We start from the raw sequence: 19309 nt of genomic DNA, 5'->3' as shown, positions 1-19309 counted from the left end.
GTCCACAATGCGGACCATGGGACATCTGGAAGCCGCGCACCTCGAGTACTACTTGCCGGACGGGCGGGCGCTGCTCGGTGATGTCTCCTTCCGTGTGGGCGAGGGCGCCGTGGTCGCCCTGGTCGGGCCGAACGGGGCGGGCAAGACGACCCTGCTGCGGCTGATCTCCGGCGAGCTCCAGCCGCACGGCGGCTCCGTCACGGTCAGCGGCGGGCTCGGGGTGATGCGCCAGTTCGTGGGCTCCGTGCGCGACGAGACGACCGTGCGCGACCTGCTCGTCTCCGTGGCGTCGCCGCGCATCCGCGAGGCCGCCGCGGCCGTCGACAAGGCCGAGCACGCGATCATGACCGTCGACGACGAGGCCGCGCAGATGAGCTACGCGCAGGCGCTCTCCGACTGGGCGGAAGCACAGGGTTACGAGGCGGAGACGCTGTGGGACATGTGCACCACGGCCGCGCTGGGTGTTCCCTACGACAAGGCCCAGTTCCGCGAGGTGAGCACGCTCTCCGGCGGTGAGCAGAAACGTCTCGTCCTGGAGGCGCTGCTGCGCGGCACCGACGAGGTCCTGCTCCTGGACGAGCCGGACAACTACCTCGACGTGCCCGGCAAGCGCTGGCTGGAGGAGAAGCTCCGCGAGACCCGCAAGACGGTGCTGTTCGTCTCCCACGACCGCGAGCTGCTCGCCCGCTCCGCCGAGAAGATCATCAGCGTCGAGCCGAGCCCGGGCGGCGCCGACGCCTGGGTGCACGGCGGCGGCTTCGCCACGTACCACGAGGCGCGGCGCGAGCGCTTCGCCCGGTTCGAGGAGCTGCGCCGCCGCTGGGACGAGAAGCACGCACAGCTGAAGAAGCTCGTGGTGAACCTGCGGCAGGCGGCCTCGGTCAGCCATGAGATGGCGTCCCGGTACGCCGCCGCCCAGACCCGGCTGCGCAAGTTCGAGGAGGCCGGGCCGCCGCCGGAGCCGCCGCGCGAGCAGGACATCTCGATGCGGCTCAAGGGCGGCCGTACCGGAGTAAGAGCCGTCACCTGCAAGGAACTTGAGCTGACGGGCCTGATGAAACCCTTCGACCTGGAGGTCTTCTACGGCGAGCGCGTCGCCGTCCTCGGGTCGAACGGCTCGGGCAAGTCCCACTTCCTGCGCCTGCTCGCCGGAGACGGCTCGGTCGCGCACTCCGGCGAGTGGAAGCTCGGCGCCCGCGTGGTCCCCGGACACTTCGCCCAGACCCACGCGCACCCCGAACTGCAGGGCCGCACCCTCCTCGACATCCTGTGGCGCGACCACGCCAAGGACAAGGGCGCCGCGATGTCCCGGCTGCGGCGCTACGAACTGACGGCGCAGGCCGAGCAGAAGTTCGAGCGGCTCTCCGGCGGCCAGCAGGCCCGCTTCCAGATCCTGCTCCTCGAACTGGAGGGCGCGACAGCCCTGTTGCTAGACGAGCCGACCGACAACCTCGACCTGGAGTCGGCCGAGGCGCTCCAGGAGGGCCTGGAATCCTTCGACGGCACGGTCCTCTCGGTCACCCACGACCGCTGGTTCGCCCGCGCCTTCGACCGGTACCTGGTCTTCGGCACGGACGGCCACGTCCGCGAGACGACGGAACCCGTCTGGGACGAGCGCCGCGTGGAGCGCCTCCGCTGAAGCCTGCTCCCGGGCTCCCGTCGTCATCGGCTCGTCACTTCTCGTCGTACGCTGGTTGGTTGGGCGCGTACGACGAGAAGTGACGAGGCATGAGGAGACACGGTGAGGACGTCATTCCGTACGGGCGACGTCGAGCAGGCCATGGAAGCGATCAAGGGCGCTTTCTACACCAACCGGCTGGACGTGCTGGCAGCGCCGGAACGCTTCGGGGCCGCCTTCGAAGTGCTGGACCTCGGCGGCATCACCGTCGGTGATCTCACCTGCGGGGCCGATGTCCGGGTCCGCTGCGGGGAGTTGGGCTCGTACCACGTGAACATTCCGCTCGGCGGCCCGATGTCCTGGCACCAGTCGAGCCGCCCCGAACTGATCACGGCGCCCGGCCGGGCCGCGCTGTTCCAGCCCGTCGGCTCCACCATCGTGGACCGCTGGGCCGGGGACAGCCGGATCATCGCCCTGAAGGTGGAGCGGGAGCTCCTAGAACGCCGCCTGGAGGAGCTGACCGGGCGGGCGCCGCGCGCCCCCGTGGTGCTCGGCCCCGACCTCGACCTGACCGGCGGGCGCGGCAAGGCCTGGGCCGGCCTCGTGTCGGTCCTGGTCGACGACCTCTACGAGACGACCCGGCTGCTCGAACACCCACTGGTCTCCGCGCCCCTGCGCGACGCCGTGCTGAACGGACTGCTCCTTGCGGCCGACCACCGCTACCGCGACGTGCTCGACGAACCCTCCCCGAGGCTGCGCCCCGCACCCGTCAAGCGGGCCATGGACGCGATGCGCGAACGCCCCGAACACCCCTTCACCACCACGGAACTCGCCGCCGAGGCCCGCGTCGGCGTCCGCCGCCTCCAGGAGACCTTTGCCCGGTACGTGGGCATGCCGCCGATGACGTATCTGCGCACGGTCCGTCTGGAGCGGGTGCACCTCGAACTCCGCGCGGCCGATCCGCGCACCACCACCGTCAGCGAGGTCGCGTTCCGCTGGGGCTTCGGTCACCTGGGCCGGTTCGCCGAGCAGTACCGCGCCAAATACGGCTGCGCCCCGTCCCACACGCTGCGCCTGCCGGCCCCGTGAACACTCGCCCCTCGTGACCGTCGCCGGGGCCGTGCCCGGCCGGACGCGCCGCGCTATCCGGACAGCGGCCGCGTTCGGCGGATCGTGACCGGCCCGCCGGAGGTCTACCGTCGGAGCGTCGCCGGGGGCCGGTCCCTGGTTCCGGGCACTTGCCGTCCCCGGAGCCTTCGACCGTGACGGATCCCGGTGACGTCCGGCCCGGCACTACCCCGCCGGGCCGGCCCCCGCTTGCGGGCCCGGGCTCCCCCCCCGGGCACCGCTGGGGCACCACTAGGCCCTGTCCGACAATGACCGCAGGCTCACCGTGCCCACCGCGCGGCCGCCCTCCACCACGGGGAGCCGGCGTACCGCGTGTTCGCGCATCAGCGCCGCCGCCGCGGACACCCTCTCGTCCGGGCCGACGGCCACCGGGGCGGGCGTGCACACCGCGTGCGCGCTGACCGTCAGCGGATCCGCCCCCTCGGCGACGGCGCGCACCGTGATGTCCCGGTCCGTGAGGACGCCGAGGATCCGGCCGTCCTCCGCCACCACGACGTCCCGCACATCCTGAGCCCGCATCAGCTGGGCGGCCTCGACGAGCGACGCCTCGGGACGCACCGCCACCACGCCGGGCGTCATGACTTCCCTCACGAAAACGGCCATGGCTCGAGGTCCTTCCTCCGGGAAACACCGGTCGGACACGCCGCGCCACGGCGCAGTACCCACCTGCCGAGAAGCTATGCGTTTGGTACCCCGATCGCAGGGCAGGCGTAGGTGAGTGCTTCGGACTGGAGGCACGTCCGTGGGAGAGATGCCGCTCGGTATCCAACCCCGGGTGTGTCCGGCGCCCCAGCGCAGCGCGACTCCCACGGTGACCACCGAACCCCAGAGCACCTCCAGGGGAGTTGCGATTCCATGCGTACGCCTACCAGCGCACCCTTGAACCCGGTGAAGTCCGGCCGTCGCCATCCGCACGACGACGCGCCCGACACGGCCGAAGCGTTCGCCAAGCTGTCCGACATGCCCGACGGGCCCGACCGTGACGTGCTGCGGCACGACGTCGTCGAGGCCTGGCTGCCGATGGCCGACCGGCTCGCCGGTCGATTCCGCAACCGTGGTGAGTCCTACGACGACCTCCGCCAGGTCGCCGCGATGGGTCTGGTCAAGGCGGTCGACCGCTACGACCCGGCGCTCGGCAACGCCTTCGAGAGCTATGCCGTGCCCACCGTCACCGGCGAGATCAAGCGTCACTTCAGGGACCACATGTGGACCCTGCACGTGCCGCGCCGCGTCCAGGACCTGCGCAACCGGGTCCGGTTCGCCCAGCACGAACTGTCCGGGAACATCACCGGGCGCGCCCCGACCACCGCCGAGATCGCCGAGCACGCGAATCTGACGGAGGACGAGGTGCGTACGGGCCTCGAGGCACTGGAGAGCTTCACGGCTCTCTCGCTCGACGCGGAGCTGCCCGGCAGCGACGACGGCTACTCCCTGTCCGACGCGCTCGGCGCCGCCGATCCCGCGCTGGACGTGGTCATCGACCGGGAAGCCGTCAAACCGCGCATCGCGGCCCTGCCCGAACGGGAGCGGCAGATCCTCTACATGCGCTTCTTCGGCGACATGACGCAGAGCCGCATCGCCGAACAGCTGGGCATCTCCCAGATGCACGTGTCCCGGCTCATCACCCGGTGCTGCCACCAGCTGCGCGACGAGGTGCTGGCGGACGCCGCCTGAGAGCCCGACGTCCCACCCCGGCCGGCGTTCTCATCTGCGCATGGCAAGCGCGATGTGACGTGACATCACGTCCAGCGCCTGCGCCTCCGCCATGGAGAACGCCGGGCGGCCCGCGGACCGGAACAGGGTGAGCACACCCTGGACCGGTTCGCCGGGTGCCGGGACGAGAGGCACGCACAACACGGACGTCACGTCCGCGCGGACCAGAACCGGTGCGCCGGACGCGTCGTCCCCCAGCGCCCCCGGATCCTCCGGGCGCACCAGCAGCGCCGGGGAACCGCCACGCGCCGCCTCGACCACGAGAGGGCTCGCGGCGGGATCCTGCGCGGCGATGTCCGCGACGGCCGCCTCATCGGCGCCGAGCACGGCCGCCCGGACCGGGCGCGCCGCACCCCGGTCGGCTATCACCCAGTCCGCGAAGCGGCCGTGCAGCACCCGCGCGGCACGGCGCAGCGGCTCGGCCGGGTCCCCGGCCGGCGCGCCGAGCAGCTCCCGCGCCATCAGGTCCACCAGATCCATCAGCGCCGTGTGACGCGTCGTCTCCGCCAGGTCCGGGACGGACACGGACCGGCGCACCGACTGCCCGGGCACCAGGGAACCGTCGCCGTCCGGATGCAGTAGGACCAGGACCGTGGTGTGCCGCTCGCTGCCCGGACGCAGGCCGGTGAGAGTCGTACGGATCGACGCCTGCGGATTCTGCTGCAGATGTATGGTCAGGCCCCGGTCGCCCTCGCCCCGGGCCACCGCCGCGACCTGCGAACGGAAGGCGGCCCGGTCGGCGTGGGCCAGGAAGCCGGTCAGCGGGCGGCCCGTCGCGTATCCGGTGCGCACGCCCGTGAACGTCGTCGCGGCGAAGTTCAGCCGGCGGACCACCGACTCACGGTCCACGAGCGCCACCGGCAGCGGCAACCGCTGGAAAACCGCGCGCAACAGCTGCTGTTCCTGCCGGTCGGCCGACGCCGAGCGGCTCGTCCCCGCGCCGGACCCCGCGGCCCGCCGGCCCTCCTGCGGCCACAGTTCGCGCACCGCGTGCTCGAGTTCGAACAGCGCCGCGTCGAGCACGGCGGGCAGCTCGTCCGCGGGGACCGACCGCGCGGCCTTCAGCTCCGCCACCCGGCGCACGAAGTCCGAGAGCTCCTCACCGAATTCCTCCGTCTGCGGCATGCCGAGAACCTATCCCGCGCTTCTGTTTTCGGGGACGGGCCCGGGGAAGGCGCAGAAGAAGGAGGCGCTGGAGGAGGCGTTCACCGATGCGACAGCCCCGACCTTCCGCACCGCAGGTACAGGCCGGCGAGAACGGCCTGGAGCACCCCGGCACCCGCCGGCTCTCCGAACTCGCCGAAGGAGCGGCGCACTGCATGCCCGACTGCTGCGGGGCCGTGGCCACCGCGTCCGACGGCAGCGACGCACGCCCGTCCGCGGCGACCCACCCCGACCTCGCCGCCCTGGCATCCGTACAACTGCGCTCCGGCGAGGGACCGATCCCGACGGCCGAGGAGGACGGGCGGCCCGTGGACGCCGCCGACCTGCTCCGGGAACGGCGCTGGCCGCAGTACCGGGCCCTCGCGCTCGACTCCGGTGTGCGCTCCGACGTGACCATCCCGTTCCACAGCGGCGGCCTCACCGTCACCCTCAGCCTCTACAGCTTCCACGCCGGCACACTGCGGGACGCCCCGCGCGGCCCGGTCCGGGCCCTGGGCGACCTGGCCGCCGCCTGTCTCGCCCGCGAGCGCTCCTACCAGGCGGTCCTGACCGAACTGGACCAGCTCGGCGCGGCCCTGCGCACCCGGCCCGTCGTCGACCAGGCGTGCGGGATCGTCATGCACGTGCTGGCCTGCGACGCGGACGAGGCGTTCACCGTGCTGCGCCGCATCTCGCAGACCACCAACCGCAAACTGGCCGACGTGGCCTCCGCCGTCGTCGAACGGCGCGGACGCGGTCTCGAGCGGGAGTTCGCCGCCCTGACCCGGTGACCGGCCGCACCCGGCGGCCGGGCCCCACCCCCCTCACCCGTCCGGCCCAGCCGCCGCACCGGGCCACTCGCCTGTCGAACCGTCCCTGTGGGTACGCACGGAGCAGGAGCACGGCGCGCGCAGGTGCCCGCGGGGATGTGACGCTGGAGACAGCGCACCCGCGACGGCACGGCGACGACACACGGCACGGAGGCAGCATGCGGCCCAAGGACCCCACGGACCGAGGACCCCGGGCCGACGCGCCCCACGACATGCGCGGCCCCCTGCCCGAGGGCCGCGGCCCGGTCCGCTACGGCCCGCCCCTGCCCGAGGCGGGCCTGCCGGTCCTGCCCGAACTCGCCGGCGTCGTCGCCGCGGCCTCGGGACGCCCGCATCCCGAGCCGCCCGGCGGGGCGCCCGCGCTCCTCGAAGCGGCCCGCGGATACGGACAGCGCCGCGGTCTGACCGCCGAGCGGGCCAGGGTCACCGCAGCCCCCGGCGGCGCCCCGCTGCTCCTCGCTCTCACCGCCGCGCTCGGCGGCGACGTCCTCGTGCCGCGCCCCTGCCCGGCCTGGTGGGTGCCGCAGGCCCGGCTGCTCGGCCGCGAGGTGTTCCACGTACCGACCCCCGCCGAGTGCGGCGGAGTGCCTGACCTGTACGCCCTCCTGGAGACGGTCCGCCGGGTCAGGGCCGAGGGCGGCGATCCCCGGCTGCTCGTCCTGTCCGTCGCCGACGACCCCACGGCGACCGTGCCACCGCCCGAGGTGCTGCACGCGGCGGTCGAGGCCGCCGCGGGGGAGGGCCTGCACGTCGTCAGCGACGAGACCTGGCGCGACACCCTGCACCCCGGCACGGACACCGTCCTGTTCAGCCCCGCCGAGATGTTCCCCGCCCAGGTCACCGTCCTGACCGAGTTGACCGGCGCGTACCTGCCGCCGTCCCTGCCCGCCGCCTGCGCACGCTTCCCGCCGACCGAGCGGGGCGACCACCTCGCCGACCGCGTCCTGGACTTCCTCACCGCGACCGGCGCCGTGCTCCCGGCGCCGGTCGCGGCCGCGGCGACCTACGTCCTGAACGAACCGGAGGCAGTCACCGCCCGCCGCGGGGCCGCCGTGGCGCTGCACGCGCGCGTGGCCGCCGCCGCGTACCGCACGGTGCTCGCCGGCGGCGGCCTGGTCCTCCCCCCGCGGTCGGGCCGCCACCTCTACGTCGACCTGGACCCGCTGCGGCCCGCGCTCGCCGCCCGCGGGGTCACCGACGCCCAGGACCTGGAGGACTTCCTCACCGGACGCCTCGGCATGCCCGCCCCCGGCGGCCACCGGTTCGGCGACGATCCGGCGGCGCTGCGGGCTCGCCTGTCGACGGGACCGCTGCTCGGGTCGACCCCGGAAGAACGCGGAGCGTCTCTCACCGCACAGGAACCTCTCGAACTACCGCACGTGGCACGGCTGTTGGCCAGGCTGCGGTCGGCGCTCGACGACCTCGGCGACGGTCCAGGAGCGGCCGACCCCGTCGGGCCCGCACGTGCGGAGGGCGACGGAACGGCAGGCGAAGGACGGGAGTCCGAGCGATGACCCAGGCGTCCGAGTCGACGACAGCGCAGCGAGCCGATGCCACAGCGCCCCTCCGTCCCCTCGTCGAGCCGCGGCCGCTCGGCGGGGGCAGCACCACCGAAGCACCGCCGCGCCGCTGGCCCCGCTCCTTCGCCGGCCGCCTGACCGCACCCCTGCCCGGCCTGCGCGCCTTCGCCCGGTTCGCCCGGGAGGGCGCGCTGCGGCCGCGCCCCGAAGGCCTGACCGACATCCCGGACCTGCCGTTCGCCCCCGGCCCGCTGCCCGACGTGGACACCCGTACCGCCGCCGTCACCTGGGCGGGACACGCCAGCTGGATCGTCCGCATCGGCGGCCTCACCGTCCTCACCGACCCCGTCTGGTCCCGCAAGATCCTCGGCACCCCGGCCCGGATCACCCCGGTCGGTGTCGCCTGGAGCGCGCTGCCGCCCGTCGACGCCGTCGTCATCAGCCACAACCACTACGACCACCTGGACTGGCCCACCGTCCGAAGACTCCCGCGCTCCACCCCGGTCTTCGTCCCGGCCGGACTCGGCCGCTGGTTCACCCGGCGCCGCTTCACCCGCGTCACCGAACTGGACTGGTGGGAAGCGGCCGAACTCGACGGCGTCCGCTTCGACTTCGTCCCCGCGCACCACTGGTCCAAGCGCTCGCTCACGGACACCTGCCGCACCCTGTGGGGCGGCTGGGTCCTCACCGACCGCGCGGGGCAGCGGATCTACTTCGCGGGCGACACCGGCTACGGCCGCTGGTTCTCCGAGATCGGCCGCCGCCACCCCGGCATCGACCTGGCGCTGCTGCCCATCGGCGCGTACGAGCCGCGCTGGTGGCTGCGGGACGTGCACTGCGACCCGGAGGACGCCGTACGGGCCGCGCAGGACGTCGGCGCGCGCGCCATGGCACCCATGCACTGGGCCACGTTCCTGCTGTCGGCCGAGCCCGTCATGGAGCCGCTCACCCGGCTGCGCGCCGCCTGGGAACGGGCGGGCCTGCCGCGCGCCGCCCTCTGGGACCTGCCGGTCGGCGGATCACGCGTACTGGCCGCCTGAGAGCCGGTCTTCGGCAGCCGGGCGTCACGCGTGCTGGCTGCCCGACAGCCGGCGCACCGCCTTCCGCCAGAGCAGGGGGGCCGTGCTGACCACCACGGTCAGCACGACCGCCGCGACGACGCCCTGCCACGGCTCCTTGAACAGGGAACCGCCGAGAATCCCGATGACCTGGTACGTCAACGCCCACGCCAGGCACGCCGGAATGTCACCCCGGGCGAACCGGCGCAGCGGCATCTTCGCCATCAGGCACGCCAGCATCACCGGGATCCGCCCCGCGGGCACGAGCCGCGACAGCACAAGGACCAGCACACCGTGATCGGCGAGCTTCTCCTGCGCCTGCTCCAGACGCTCCTGCGGGGCCCGCGAACGGATGGCCTCCAGCCACCGCGAACCGTTCTTCGAGTGCATGCCGCGCCGACCGAGCCAGTACAGGGCGACATCCCCGAGGAACGCGGCGAGCGAGGACACGAGAAACACGAGCAGCAGCGAGAACGGCGCCGTCTGGTGGAAGGCGACGACAGCCGCGGAACTCACCAGCGCACCCGTCGGAATCACCGGCACCAGCGCGCCCACCGCGACGAGCAGGAACAACGTCGGGTAGCCGACGGCCTGTTGCGTCGACTCGGTCGGCACCACCTGGGTGACGGCGTCGAGCATCATCGGGCCACCTCCGGCCGGACGCTCTCGCCGTGCGCGAGAGGGTGCACCGCCACGTCCGGCGCGCGCAGCGCGGCCTGCCGGACGAACTCCTGACCCGGAGTGTGGAACTCGTGCGGGCGCACGGCGTCCATCCCGATCGGCCAGTACGTCCCGTAGTGCACCGGCACCGCGCTGCGCGGCGCGATCCTGGCCAGCGCCTCCGCGGCCCGCGCCGGATCGAGATGGTGCGGCCCCAGATGCGGCCCCCACCCGCCGACCGGCAGCAGCGCCACATCGACGTCCCCGACGGTGTCGGCCATACCGTCGAACAGTCCCGTGTCACCCGCGAAGTACGTACGCGCCTCGCCGCTGATCACATAACCCAGCGCGGGCGAGCGCTGCGGGCCCACCGGCAGCCGCCGCCCGTCGTGCGCCGCGTACACGGTCCGTACGACGACACCGCCGGCCTCGACCACGGCCCCCGGCTCCACCTCGGTGATCTCCAGGTCCCGCAGCCTGCGCAGCCCCGGCACGGAGCGGCCCGCGCCGCGCGGCACCAGGACCCGGGTGCCCGGGGCGAGCCGGGCCAGCGACGGCAGATGCAGATGATCCGCGTGCAGATGTGAGACGAGAACCACATCGGCGCGGGCGGCGCTCGGCGGCGGCGTGGCGCCGCGGCGGCGCCGCAGATGGGCCAGGCGCCGGGCGAAGAGCGGATCGGTGAGCACTCTCGTACCCGCATCCTCGATCGTGCAGGTGGCGTGTCCCCACCAGGTGATCTCCACCGGCACCCGTTGCCTCCTCACGTGCGACTGCCTTGAGCGTACGTGCAGGAGTAGGGTCAACGCCGAAAGCTGAGGTGAGGGGGACACCATGGGCGCACCGGACGAGGTCGGCGATGCCGTGCGGGTGGCGGCGATCGCCAGCCTGACGCCGCTGGAGGAGCTGGACGCGGACCCGTTCCTGGTGGACTCCCGCAGCCAGCACGCCATGTGCGCCCGCTGGGCCGCCGAGCGCGGTTACGTGATCACCCGGGAGCTCCTCGTGCACGGGGTCCGCTCCGACCACGAGATCCTCTGGGCGGACGTCGACGCGGGCCTCGTCGACGTCTTCGTCGTCCCCTGCGACCGCGTCCTGCGGGCCGCGCTCCGCTCCGTCGACGCGTTCTCCGCGGAGTGCGTCCGGCGCGGGGTTCGTCTGGAGACGGCGGGGCTTGCGGAGCCGTTGTACAGCGCGGAGATGAAGGCGCGCGTGCACCGGCGGCTCTCCATGCCCACCGCGGGGTACGACGGCTGCTGACTCGGGGCTCCGCCCCGGACCCCGCTCCTCAAACGCCGGAGGGGCTGGAAGGCGAACGCCGGAGGGGCTGGAAGGCGAACGCCGGCCGGGCTGGAAAGGCGTGCGGGCCTCCCCCAAATCGTATGAAACCCTGTCCGATGACAAACAGGGCCGAGTAGTACAGGGTTTCGAGGGGAGCCGAAGACGTGGCCGGAGGCCGATGGAGGCGGGCGGCGAGCACCGCGTGGCGCTCACTCACGGTCTGGGCCGCGAGCACCCTGACCATGCTGATCCTGGCCGGCATCCTGCCGGACTTCCAGCTCCAGGCCGACAACGGCGACAGCGCCACCCGCGTCGCCGTCACCGCCGCCTACGGCGCCGGCGCCTTCGCCCTCCTCTCCGCCCTCGTCTGGCCCCTCCTCGTCCGCGCCCTCCTCCTCGTCCCGGCCCTCGTCCTCGGCCTCGGCGTCTTCTTCCTCAACGGCGCCCTGCTCCTGTTCGCCCTCGACCTGATCCCGGACGGCCGCGGCGAGGTCAGCCCCGAGACCGCCGTCGTCGTCGCCGCCGTCATGTCCGCCGTCGCCTCCGCCACCGGCGGCGCCCTCGCCGTCCGCGACGACGACGCCTACCGGCGGCGCCTGTACCGGCTCGCCGACCGACGACGCCGCGCCGCCGTCGAGAACGCCGGCGCCGCCGCCGGGCCGCCCACCCCCGGCACCGTCTTCATCCAGCTCGACGGCGTCGGCCACGAAGTCCTGCTGCGCGCCGCCCGCGACGACGTGATGCCCACCGTCGGCACCTGGCTGCGCGACGGCAGACACCGCCTCACCCCCTGGCGCACCGACTGGTCGAGCCAGACCGGCGCCAGCCAGCTCGGCATCCTGCACGGCTCCAACCACGACATCCCCGCCTTCCGCTGGTACGAGAAGGACACCGGCGAGATCCAGGTCTCCAACCGCCCCACCAGCGCCGCCGAACTCCAGCGCCGCGCCATCGAGCACACCGGAGACGGCGGACTGCTCACCGTCGACGGCGCCAGCCGCGGCAACCTCTTCAGCGGCGGCGCCGAAGAAGTCGCCCTCGTCCTGTCCGTGGCCGCCCGGCGCGGCAAGGAGAACCGCTCCCGAGCCGGCTACTTCGCCTACTTCTCCGACCCGGCGAACGCCGTACGCACCGCCCTCTCCTTCTTCGCCGAGGTCGGCCGCGAGATCGGCCAGTCCACCCGCGCCCGCCTGCGCCGGCGGCGGCCCCGCATCGGCCGCGGCGGCCTCTACCCCTTCATCCGCGCCTTCGCCACCGTCGTCGAGCGCGACGTCGTCGTCGCCGCCGTCATCGGCGACCTGCTCGCCGGCCGCAGTGCCGTCTACGCCGACCTCGTCGCCTACGACGAAGTGGCCCACCACTCCGGCCCCTTCGGCCGCGACGCCCAGAAAGTCCTCGCACGGCTCGACCGCTCGCTCGCCCTCATCGAGAAAGTCGCCGAGCACGCCCCCCGCCCGTACCGCATCGTCCTCCTGTCCGACCACGGGCAGAGCCCCGGCGAAACCTTCCACGCCCGCTACGGACTCACCCTCCAGGACCTGGTGCGGGCCGGCTGCGGACTGCCCGTGCCGCGCAAGGCCCGCCGCACCCACAGCGGCGCCGAGGCCCGCGCCGCCGTCCGGGCCGCCCTGCGCCGCCCCGTCGAGGAACCCGCCGAGGAGTCCGCCCGCAAGGGCAAGCACCACGAACCCGTCGTGCTGGCCTCCGGCAACCTCGGCCTCGTCTCCTTCCCCGACGTGCCGCACCGCATGAGCCGGGAAGAGATCGACGCCCGCCACCCGGCACTGCTGCCGACCCTCGCCAACCACCCCGGCATCGGCTTCCTCCTCGTACGCAGCGAGGAACACGGCGCCGTCGTGCTCGGCGCGCGCGGCGCCGCCGTCCCGATCGGCGACCTCGCCGACGGACAGGGACCCCTCGCCGACTTCGGACCCGGCGCCGCCGACGCCGTACGCCGCACCGACTCCTTCCCGCACACCGCCGACATCATGGTCAACTCCTGGTACGACCCCGTCGACGGCGAGGTCCTCGCCTTCGAGGAGCAGATCGGCTCCCACGGCGGGCTCGGCGGCGCCCAGGGCCGCCCCTTCCTGCTCTCACCCGTGGCCCTCCCCGAACCCGTCCCCGCCGGCAGCGAGCTCGTCGGCGCCGAACAGGTCCACCGCGTCCTGCGCCGCTGGCTCCGCGACGGCGACGGCCCCCAGGTCCCGCTGGAGAATTCCCTCCCACAAGCCCCCGACATCGCATCATTTGTGGCCGCACCCCCCGAAGCGCGGGACGAATCCGGCTGATTTGGTGCGCGGTGGTTCTGCGCCCGACCATGGATCGCCGTCAGGCGGGGGGTCCGAAGACAGGCTTTGCAGCACGACCGAGAGGCGCACCACCCCATGCACGACACCGGGCCCGCGGTACAGACGGCTCCGGCCGGGGACGACGACCAGGACAGCAGGCACGCCCGCAGGTTCGGTCTCCCCATCGCCACCGCCCTCGTCATGGGCAACATCATCGGCGGCGGCATCTTCCTGCTCCCCGCCTCCGTGGCCCCGTACGGCACGATCAGCCTCGTCGCCTTCGGCGTCCTGACCGTCGGCGCCATCGCACTCGCCCTCGTCTTCGGCCGCCTCGCCCACCGGCACCCGCAGACCGGCGGACCCTACGTCTACGCCCGTGAGGCCTTCGGTGACTTCGCCGGCTTCCTCGCCGCGTGGAGCTATTGGATCACCACCTGGGTCTCGAACGCCGCCCTCGCCGTCGCCGCCGTCGGCTACCTCGACGTCCTCCTGCCCCTCCACGGCTCCACAGGGTGGACGATCGTCGCCGCCCTGTGCTGCCAGTGGCTGCCCGCCCTCGCCAACCTCGCCGGAACCCGCTACGTCGGCGCCGTCCAGCTCGTCTCCACCGTCCTGAAGTTCGCGCCGCTGCTCCTCGTCGCCGTCGGCGGCCTCTTCAGCTTCCACGCCGACAACCTCGGCCCCTTCCGCGCCACCGGCGACTCCCCGCTCGGCGCCGTCTCCGCGTCCGCCGCGATCCTGCTCTTCAGCTACCTGGGCGTCGAATCCGCCTCCGTCAGCGCCGGCGAGGTCCGCGACCCGCAGCGCAACGTCGGCCGCGCCACCGTCCTCGGCACCGGGCTCGCCGCACTGCTCTACCTGCTGTGCACCGTGTCCGTGTTCGGCACCGTCGCCCACGACGACCTGGTGGACTCCACCGCGCCCTTCTCCGACGCCGTCAACGCCATGTTCGGCGACACCTGGGGCGGCACCGCCGTCGCCGTCGCCGCCCTCGTCTCCATGGTCGGCGCCCTCAACGGCTGGACCCTGCTCAGCGCCCAGGCACCGTACGCCGCCGCACGCGACGGACTCTTCCCCGCGGCCTTCGGGACCAAGCGGCGCGGCGTGCCGACCGTCGGCGTGCTCGTCGCCGTCGCCCTCGCCTCCCTGCTCACCGTGTACAACTACACGGCCGGTTCCAGCGGCGTCTTCGAGACGCTCGTCCTCGTCACCACCTTCACCGCCACCGTCCCCTACCTGCTCGCCACCGCTGCCCAGATCTACTTCCTGCTCTCCGGACAAGGGCACCGGGTGCGGCGGTCACGGCTGGTTCGTGACATGGTGCTCGCCGTCGCCGCCTTCGGGTTCTCCATGTGGCTCGTCGGCGGGGCCGGATACGCGGCCGTCTACCAAGGTGTGCTCTTTCTTTTCGCGGGCGTCCTCGTCTACGCGTGGATGGCGGCCCGCAAGAAGCGGACCGCCACCCACTGACCCGACCCCCGTCGGTCACCTCGCGATGGGCGCGACCACCCAGCGCAGCTTCTTGAACATGCTGTCCCGCGAGCCGAGTTCGATCAGCTTGCGGGCGGCCGGATAGGCCTCGTTGCCCTCGATCTCGTAGCCGACCTCAAGGGTGCCCGGAACATCCCTGACCTCGAGCTGTGCCTCGATGTCGGACGCCGAGCGCTCGCTGTCGGACGCCATCGCCGTCAGGTGCGCGATCCGTCGCTGCTGGGCCTCGTCGAGCGCCTGGCGCGGGTCGCGCGCGCCCGGCGACGGCATCGCCTGCTTGCCCTTCCCCGACGGAGGCGCCACCGCCGAACTCGGCGTACGGACCTCGCCCGTCGGCTGCCGCGTCGACAGCGTCGCCTGCACCACCGTGCCGTCGTTGTCCAGCGCCACCCGGAACTCGCCGCGGCCCGGCGTGATCACCGGCACTCCGCCGAACGTCTGGCGGAACGTCACGTGCGTCTGGAGGGAGACCGGCTCGCCGATCTGGGAGCCGTCCTTCTTGCCGCTGTTCTGCATCAGGTCGTGCACACTGTCGACGACCAGTTCGGCGCCGCCCGTCGCGCCGCCCTGCTGCTCCATGAACCGGCGGGCCAGCTCGACCGCGCGGTCGGTCGGCAACTGCCGCGTGTTGCGGTGGTTGGCCTCCGCCAGCTTCACCCACCGCACCGCCCCGGGCGCCGTGGACACGTACCGGTCGCCCGAATTCGCGCTCAGCACACCCTGCCGCTCGACCTGGACCTCCTGGAGCGCGGCCTGCGGGAAGTGGGCCATCTGACCCATCGCCGTGAGTTCCTGACCCGGGTCGCGCGGTACCAGCTGGATGGTCTGCGGCTCCGACGGCGCCTGCGTCAGCGGGTCCCGCAGACCCTCCCTAGCGTAGTACCAGCGCCACGCGTACCAGGCGTCCGAGACGTGCTCACGGAAGAAGTTGCGCTCCGCGTTGAGGCGGTTGATCGCCTCCGCCTGGGTCGCGCCCGTCGCCGCGACCGACGGGGCCTGGCCGTGGTAGATGTCCCAGCTCGCGTTGAGCCACGCGTCGCAGTACGTCTGGCCTGCCCGCCACTTCTCCCAGAACTTCTTGCCGTAGTCCCCGCTGTCGATGCTCGTCGTCTCGAACCCGAAGATCATCCGGGAGCCCAGGTTGGGGCCGGCCCAGGTCCGCACGGGGGAGTGCCCGTCCAGGACGCGCAGGGAGTTGCACGTCGACCAGAACACGTAGTTGACCCGCTCGTTGCCGAACGCCATCCGGTTGGAGACCGCGTCCGAGCGGTTGTCCCACTTGGCGCCGAGCGGTGCGAAGAACACGCCGTTGTTGTCCATGCCGCCGTGGCCCGAGTGGTACACGGCCACGACGGCGTCCATGCCGTACCGGTCCTGCCAGTTGTCGTACGCCTCCTCGTACGCCCACACCTGGGCGCCCGCGTCCGCGAACCAGAAGTTGCGGTCGTAGAACTGCTGGAGGTAGGCGAGCCAGCCGGTGGCGTCCTCGTGCGTGTGCGAGAGCGGGTTCTGGTTCACGAACTTCTGGATGCTGAACGCGCCCCACCAGCCGAAGGTCGAATCGCGGTCGGTCGCGCCGGGCTTGCCCGTCTCCAGCGGTGACGGGCCGCGGTCCGAATAAATCATGCGCATGGCCAAACCCCCTGCGAAACCCCGTGCGGATCCCCCTGGTCGGGGGCCTCAAAGTGTCACCGCCGGAACGTCTTGCCCAGCGTGCATTCCGGCCATGGTGGCTGCGGCACGGGTGCCTGCTGTGAGCGGGTGTGTGGGTGTGTGTCGGGGGTTGGGTGGGGCCGGGTTGGTGTACCTCCTCGGCCGGTTCGGTCTCCGCGCCTGTTGTCCGCCGTTGGCGGGTGGGCCGGGATTGTGTGCCTGCGGTGTCCTGCGGGGGCACACCAACCCGTCCCCACCCGTACGTCTCGTACCCGACTGACCACCGGATTCGCTTCCCCTGCCGCCCCCGCCAGGGCGGCAGGGTGGGCAAGGCGGCCCCCCCAGCGCCGGGTGCGTTGTACCCGCAGGGCCGGCCCGGACGGGACTTGTGGGTGGTCCTGCGGGTGACGGTCGGACTCATGTGGTCGGATGGGGGCGAGAACCGTCAAGAAACGGCCCCGCGATGGGGCCCATGGAAGGGATTCAAACGTGGCAACCACGCGCTCCGCACACACCGTGTGGGAAGGCAACCTGCTCGAGGGCAACGGCGTCGTCACCTTCGACTCCTCCGGGATCGGCGAGCAGCCGGTGTCGTGGCCGTCGCGCGCCGAGCAGGCGAACGGCAAGACGAGCCCCGAGGAACTGATCGCGGCCGCACACTCGTCCTGCTTCTCCATGGCGCTCTCGCACGGCCTGGCCGGCGCGGGCACGCCCCCCACCAAGCTGGTCACCTCCGCGGACGTGACGTTCCAGCCCGGTGAAGGCATCAAGGGCATCCACCTCACCGTCGAGGGCACCGTGCCCGGCCTCGACGAGCAGGGCTTCACCGCGGCCGCCGAGGACGCCAAGAAGAACTGCCCCGTCAGCCAGGCGCTCACGGGCACGACGATCACCCTTACGGCCAAGCTGGCCTGACCGCACGCCCTTGTGCCCTTGACGCGGGCCCGCCCAAGATTTGTGCTGGGTATCCGGACCACCCGGTGTCCGGAACGACTTGAGCGGGCCCGCTTCTGCGAGAGGGGACGCGTCATGGCGCGTGCGGTCGGAATCGATCTCGGTACGACGAACTCGGTGGTGGCCGTACTGGAGGGCGGTGAGCCCACCGTCGTCGCCAACGCGGAGGGCGCACGCACCACCCCCTCCGTGGTCGCCTTCGCGAAGAACAAGGAAGTGCTGGTCGGGGAGGTCGCCAAACGGCAGGCCGTCACGAACGTCGAGCGCACCGCGCGCTCCGTCAAACGCCATATGGGCGACGGCAGTTGGCACTTCCCGGAGAGCGGCACCATCGACGGCTCCCGCTACAGTGCCCAGGAGCTCGCCGCCCGCGTCCTGCAGAAACTCAAGCGTGACGCCGAGGCCTACCTCGGTGAGGACGTCACCGACGCGGTGGTGACCGTGCCCGCCTACTTCGACGACGCACAGCGTCAGGCCACCAAGGAAGCCGGTGAGATCGCCGGTCTGAAAGTGCTGCGCATCATCAACGAGCCCACGGCCGCCGCCCTCGCGTACGGGCTCGACAAGGGCGAGGAGCAGACGGTCCTCGTCTTCGACCTCGGCGGTGGCACGTTCGACGTCTCGCTCCTGGAGATGGGGGACGGGGTCATCGAGGTCAAGGCCACCAACGGCGACACCCAGCTCGGCGGTGACGACTGGGACCAGCGCGTCGTCGACCATCTCGTCCAGCAGTTCAAGAACGGGCACGGCATCGACCTCGGCAACGACAAGATGGCCGTCCAGCGGCTGCGCGAGGCCGCCGAGAAGGCGAAGATCGAGCTGTCGTCGTCGAGCGAGACGACCGTGAATCTGCCGTACATCACCGCCTCGGCCCAGGGGCCCCTGCACCTTGACGAGAAGCTGACGCGCGCTCAGTTCGAGCAGCTGACCGCCGATCTGCTCGATCGGTGCAAGAAGCCGTTCCACCAGGCCGTGAAGGACGCCGGTGTGGAGCTGTCCGCCGTCGATCACGTCATCCTCGTCGGCGGGTCCACGCGGATGCCCGCAGTCTCCGAACTCGTGAAGGAGCTGACCGGTAAGAATCCGCACAAGGGCGTCAACCCGGACGAGGTCGTCGCCATGGGTGCCGCCCTCCAGGCCGGTGTCATCCGCGGCGACGTCAAGGACGTCCTGCTGCTCGACGTGACGCCGCTCTCCCTCGGCATCGAGACCAAGGGCGGGGTCATGACCAAGCTCATCGAGCGCAACACGACCATTCCTACGCGGCGTTCGGAGATCTTCACCACCGCCGCCGACAATCAGCCGTCCGTCGGCATCCAGGTCTTCCAGGGCGAGCGGGACATCGCCGCCTACAACAAGAAGCTCGGCGTCTTCGACCTGACCGGGCTGCCGCCCGCGCCGCGCGGTCTTCCGCAGATCGAGGTCACCTTCGACATCGACGCCAACGGGATCATGCACGTATCGGCGAAGGACCTCGCCACCGGGCGCGAGCAGAAGATGACCGTGACCGGCGGCTCGGCCCTGCCGAAGGACGAGATCGACCGGATGATGCGGGAGGCCGAGACGCACGCCGAGGAGGACCGCGCGCGCCGGGAGGCCGCCGAGGTCCGCAACGAGGCGGAGCAGCTCGTGTACCAGACCGAGCGGTTCCTGCGGGAGAACGAGGAGCGGATTCCGTCGGACGTGCGCGGGGAAGTCGACGCCGCCGTCGAGGAGTTGAAGGGCACCCTCGCCTCCGACGCGTCGGACACCCATGCGCTGCGTGAAGGGCTGCGCAAACTCGCCACCGTCAGTCAGAAGGTCGGGCAGGCGATGTATCAGAACACCGACAGCGCCCGGTCCACCGAGACCGAGGAAGAGAGTCGCGACGACGTCGTGGACGCCGAGATCGTCGACGATGAGAAGGGAGGCGATGAGAAGGGGAGCGCTGAGAAGGGGGGCGCCTCTTAGCTTTGCGACCTCGGTCCCG

16 protein-coding genes are annotated in these 19309 nt (G+C 72.3%); 11 read left to right on the top strand and 5 right to left on the bottom strand.

The features are described 5' to 3' along the window. The first annotated feature begins 16 nt into the window (after positions 1-16). Positions 17-1639 carry an ABC-F family ATP-binding cassette domain-containing protein gene (locus ABD366_RS11650; RefSeq protein ID WP_324770167.1) on the top strand — a complete coding sequence of 541 codons (1623 nt, stop codon included), beginning with the start codon at positions 17-19 and terminating at the stop codon, positions 1637-1639. A gap of 102 nt (positions 1640-1741) precedes the next feature. Further along, positions 1742-2707 carry an AraC family transcriptional regulator gene (locus tag ABD366_RS11645; protein ID WP_324770168.1) on the top strand — a complete coding sequence of 322 codons (966 nt, stop codon included), beginning with the start codon at positions 1742-1744 and terminating at the stop codon, positions 2705-2707. Between the two features lie 270 nt (positions 2708-2977). Here ABD366_RS11645 and ABD366_RS11640 read toward each other — a convergent pair whose 3' ends face one another. Then, positions 2978-3349, bottom strand: a complete 372-nt coding sequence (locus ABD366_RS11640; RefSeq protein WP_324770169.1) for a CBS domain-containing protein — start codon at positions 3347-3349, stop codon at positions 2978-2980. 252 nt (positions 3350-3601) lie between these two features. On the opposite strand from ABD366_RS11640, the gene ABD366_RS11635 reads away from it, so the two are divergent. After that, on the top strand, positions 3602-4420 hold the full coding sequence (locus ABD366_RS11635; RefSeq protein WP_324770170.1) for an RNA polymerase sigma factor SigF: 819 nt from the start codon (positions 3602-3604) through the stop codon (positions 4418-4420). A 30-nt stretch (positions 4421-4450) separates the two neighbouring features. Here the strand turns inward: ABD366_RS11635 and ABD366_RS11630 are convergent, their stop codons facing one another. Further along, on the bottom strand, positions 4451-5584 hold the full coding sequence (locus ABD366_RS11630; protein ID WP_324770172.1) for a PAS domain-containing protein: 1134 nt from the start codon (positions 5582-5584) through the stop codon (positions 4451-4453). An 86-nt stretch (positions 5585-5670) separates the two neighbouring features. On the opposite strand from ABD366_RS11630, the gene ABD366_RS11625 reads away from it, so the two are divergent. The 3 genes from ABD366_RS11625 (at position 5671) to ABD366_RS11615 (ending at position 8992) form a co-directional block, all read left to right on the top strand. Continuing rightward, the gene (locus ABD366_RS11625; RefSeq protein WP_324770173.1) at positions 5671-6393 is read left to right on the top strand and encodes an ANTAR domain-containing response regulator; all 723 of its coding nucleotides are present in this window, start codon (positions 5671-5673) and stop codon (positions 6391-6393) included. Between the two features lie 251 nt (positions 6394-6644). Further along, positions 6645-7946, top strand: a complete 1302-nt coding sequence (locus tag ABD366_RS11620) for an aminotransferase class I/II-fold pyridoxal phosphate-dependent enzyme (RefSeq protein ID WP_344441650.1) — start codon at positions 6645-6647, stop codon at positions 7944-7946. Then, entirely contained in the window at positions 7943-8992 is a 1050-nt protein-coding gene (locus ABD366_RS11615; protein WP_324771053.1) for an MBL fold metallo-hydrolase, read from the top strand. Before ABD366_RS11620 ends, ABD366_RS11615 begins: the two co-directional genes overlap by 4 nt. 24 nt (positions 8993-9016) lie before the next feature. On the opposite strand, the gene ABD366_RS11610 is transcribed toward ABD366_RS11615, so the two are convergent. Together ABD366_RS11610 and ABD366_RS11605 are read right to left on the bottom strand one after the other, a co-directional pair. Continuing rightward, a complete protein-coding gene (locus ABD366_RS11610) occupies positions 9017-9652 on the bottom strand; it encodes a DedA family protein (RefSeq protein ID WP_411293765.1) in 636 nt (211 codons plus the stop codon). Further along, positions 9649-10422, bottom strand: coding sequence for an MBL fold metallo-hydrolase (locus ABD366_RS11605; protein WP_324771054.1), 774 nt, complete (start codon positions 10420-10422; stop codon positions 9649-9651). Before ABD366_RS11605 ends, ABD366_RS11610 begins: the two co-directional genes overlap by 4 nt. Positions 10423-10504: 82 nt before the next feature. Between ABD366_RS11605 and ABD366_RS11600 the strand changes: the two genes are divergently transcribed. The 3 genes from ABD366_RS11600 to ABD366_RS11590 all read left to right on the top strand — a co-directional run bounded on the left by ABD366_RS11600 (position 10505) and on the right by ABD366_RS11590 (position 14712). After that, complete coding sequence (locus ABD366_RS11600; RefSeq protein ID WP_324771056.1) at positions 10505-10930, top strand: hypothetical protein; 426 nt, start codon at positions 10505-10507, stop codon at positions 10928-10930. A 185-nt stretch (positions 10931-11115) separates the two neighbouring features. Further along, the gene (locus ABD366_RS11595) at positions 11116-13242 is read left to right on the top strand and encodes a phage holin family protein (RefSeq protein ID WP_324771057.1); all 2127 of its coding nucleotides are present in this window, start codon (positions 11116-11118) and stop codon (positions 13240-13242) included. 96 nt (positions 13243-13338) lie between these two features. Further along, positions 13339-14712 (top strand): amino acid permease, encoded by a 1374-nt coding sequence (locus tag ABD366_RS11590; RefSeq protein WP_324771058.1) that lies wholly within the window; start codon positions 13339-13341, stop codon positions 14710-14712. Positions 14713-14727: 15 nt separating this feature from the next. Here the strand turns inward: ABD366_RS11590 and ABD366_RS11585 are convergent, their stop codons facing one another. Next, a complete protein-coding gene (locus tag ABD366_RS11585) occupies positions 14728-16365 on the bottom strand; it encodes a DUF6345 domain-containing protein (RefSeq protein ID WP_324771059.1) in 1638 nt (545 codons plus the stop codon). A gap of 510 nt (positions 16366-16875) precedes the next feature. On the opposite strand from ABD366_RS11585, the gene ABD366_RS11580 reads away from it, so the two are divergent. Beyond that, positions 16876-17301: an OsmC family protein gene (locus ABD366_RS11580; RefSeq protein WP_324771061.1), complete on the top strand. Its 426-nt coding sequence runs from the start codon at positions 16876-16878 to the stop codon at positions 17299-17301. Between the two features lie 114 nt (positions 17302-17415). Next, positions 17416-19290, top strand: coding sequence for a molecular chaperone DnaK (gene dnaK, locus ABD366_RS11575; protein WP_324771063.1), 1875 nt, complete (start codon positions 17416-17418; stop codon positions 19288-19290). Positions 19291-19309: the final 19 nt, after the last annotated feature.

This window comes from Streptomyces kunmingensis (assembly GCF_039533535.1).
GTDB classification, from domain to species: domain Bacteria; phylum Actinomycetota; class Actinomycetes; order Streptomycetales; family Streptomycetaceae; genus Streptomyces; species Streptomyces kunmingensis.
This window is presented reverse-complemented; position numbering and strand designations above follow the sequence as displayed.

What these genes read in the sequence shown, in the direction of transcription:
- ABD366_RS11625 (WP_324770173.1), top strand. Translation starts at nt 5,671, where the DNA reads ATGCGACAGCCCCGACCTTCCGCACCGCAGGTACAGGCCGGCGAGAAC.
- ABD366_RS11640 (WP_324770169.1), bottom strand. Translation starts at nt 3,349, where the DNA reads ATGGCCGTTTTCGTGAGGGAAGTCATGACGCCCGGCGTGGTGGCGGTG.
- ABD366_RS11590 (WP_324771058.1), top strand. Translation starts at nt 13,339, where the DNA reads ATGCACGACACCGGGCCCGCGGTACAGACGGCTCCGGCCGGGGACGAC.
- ABD366_RS11585 (WP_324771059.1), bottom strand. Translation starts at nt 16,365, where the DNA reads ATGCGCATGATTTATTCGGACCGCGGCCCGTCACCGCTGGAGACGGGC.
- ABD366_RS11600 (WP_324771056.1), top strand. Translation starts at nt 10,505, where the DNA reads ATGGGCGCACCGGACGAGGTCGGCGATGCCGTGCGGGTGGCGGCGATC.
- ABD366_RS11650 (WP_324770167.1), top strand. Translation starts at nt 17, where the DNA reads ATGGGACATCTGGAAGCCGCGCACCTCGAGTACTACTTGCCGGACGGG.
- ABD366_RS11635 (WP_324770170.1), top strand. Translation starts at nt 3,602, where the DNA reads ATGCGTACGCCTACCAGCGCACCCTTGAACCCGGTGAAGTCCGGCCGT.
- dnaK (WP_324771063.1), top strand. Translation starts at nt 17,416, where the DNA reads ATGGCGCGTGCGGTCGGAATCGATCTCGGTACGACGAACTCGGTGGTG.
- ABD366_RS11620 (WP_344441650.1), top strand. Translation starts at nt 6,645, where the DNA reads ATGCGCGGCCCCCTGCCCGAGGGCCGCGGCCCGGTCCGCTACGGCCCG.
- ABD366_RS11610 (WP_411293765.1), bottom strand. Translation starts at nt 9,652, where the DNA reads ATGATGCTCGACGCCGTCACCCAGGTGGTGCCGACCGAGTCGACGCAA.
- ABD366_RS11630 (WP_324770172.1), bottom strand. Translation starts at nt 5,584, where the DNA reads ATGCCGCAGACGGAGGAATTCGGTGAGGAGCTCTCGGACTTCGTGCGC.
- ABD366_RS11615 (WP_324771053.1), top strand. Translation starts at nt 7,943, where the DNA reads ATGACCCAGGCGTCCGAGTCGACGACAGCGCAGCGAGCCGATGCCACA.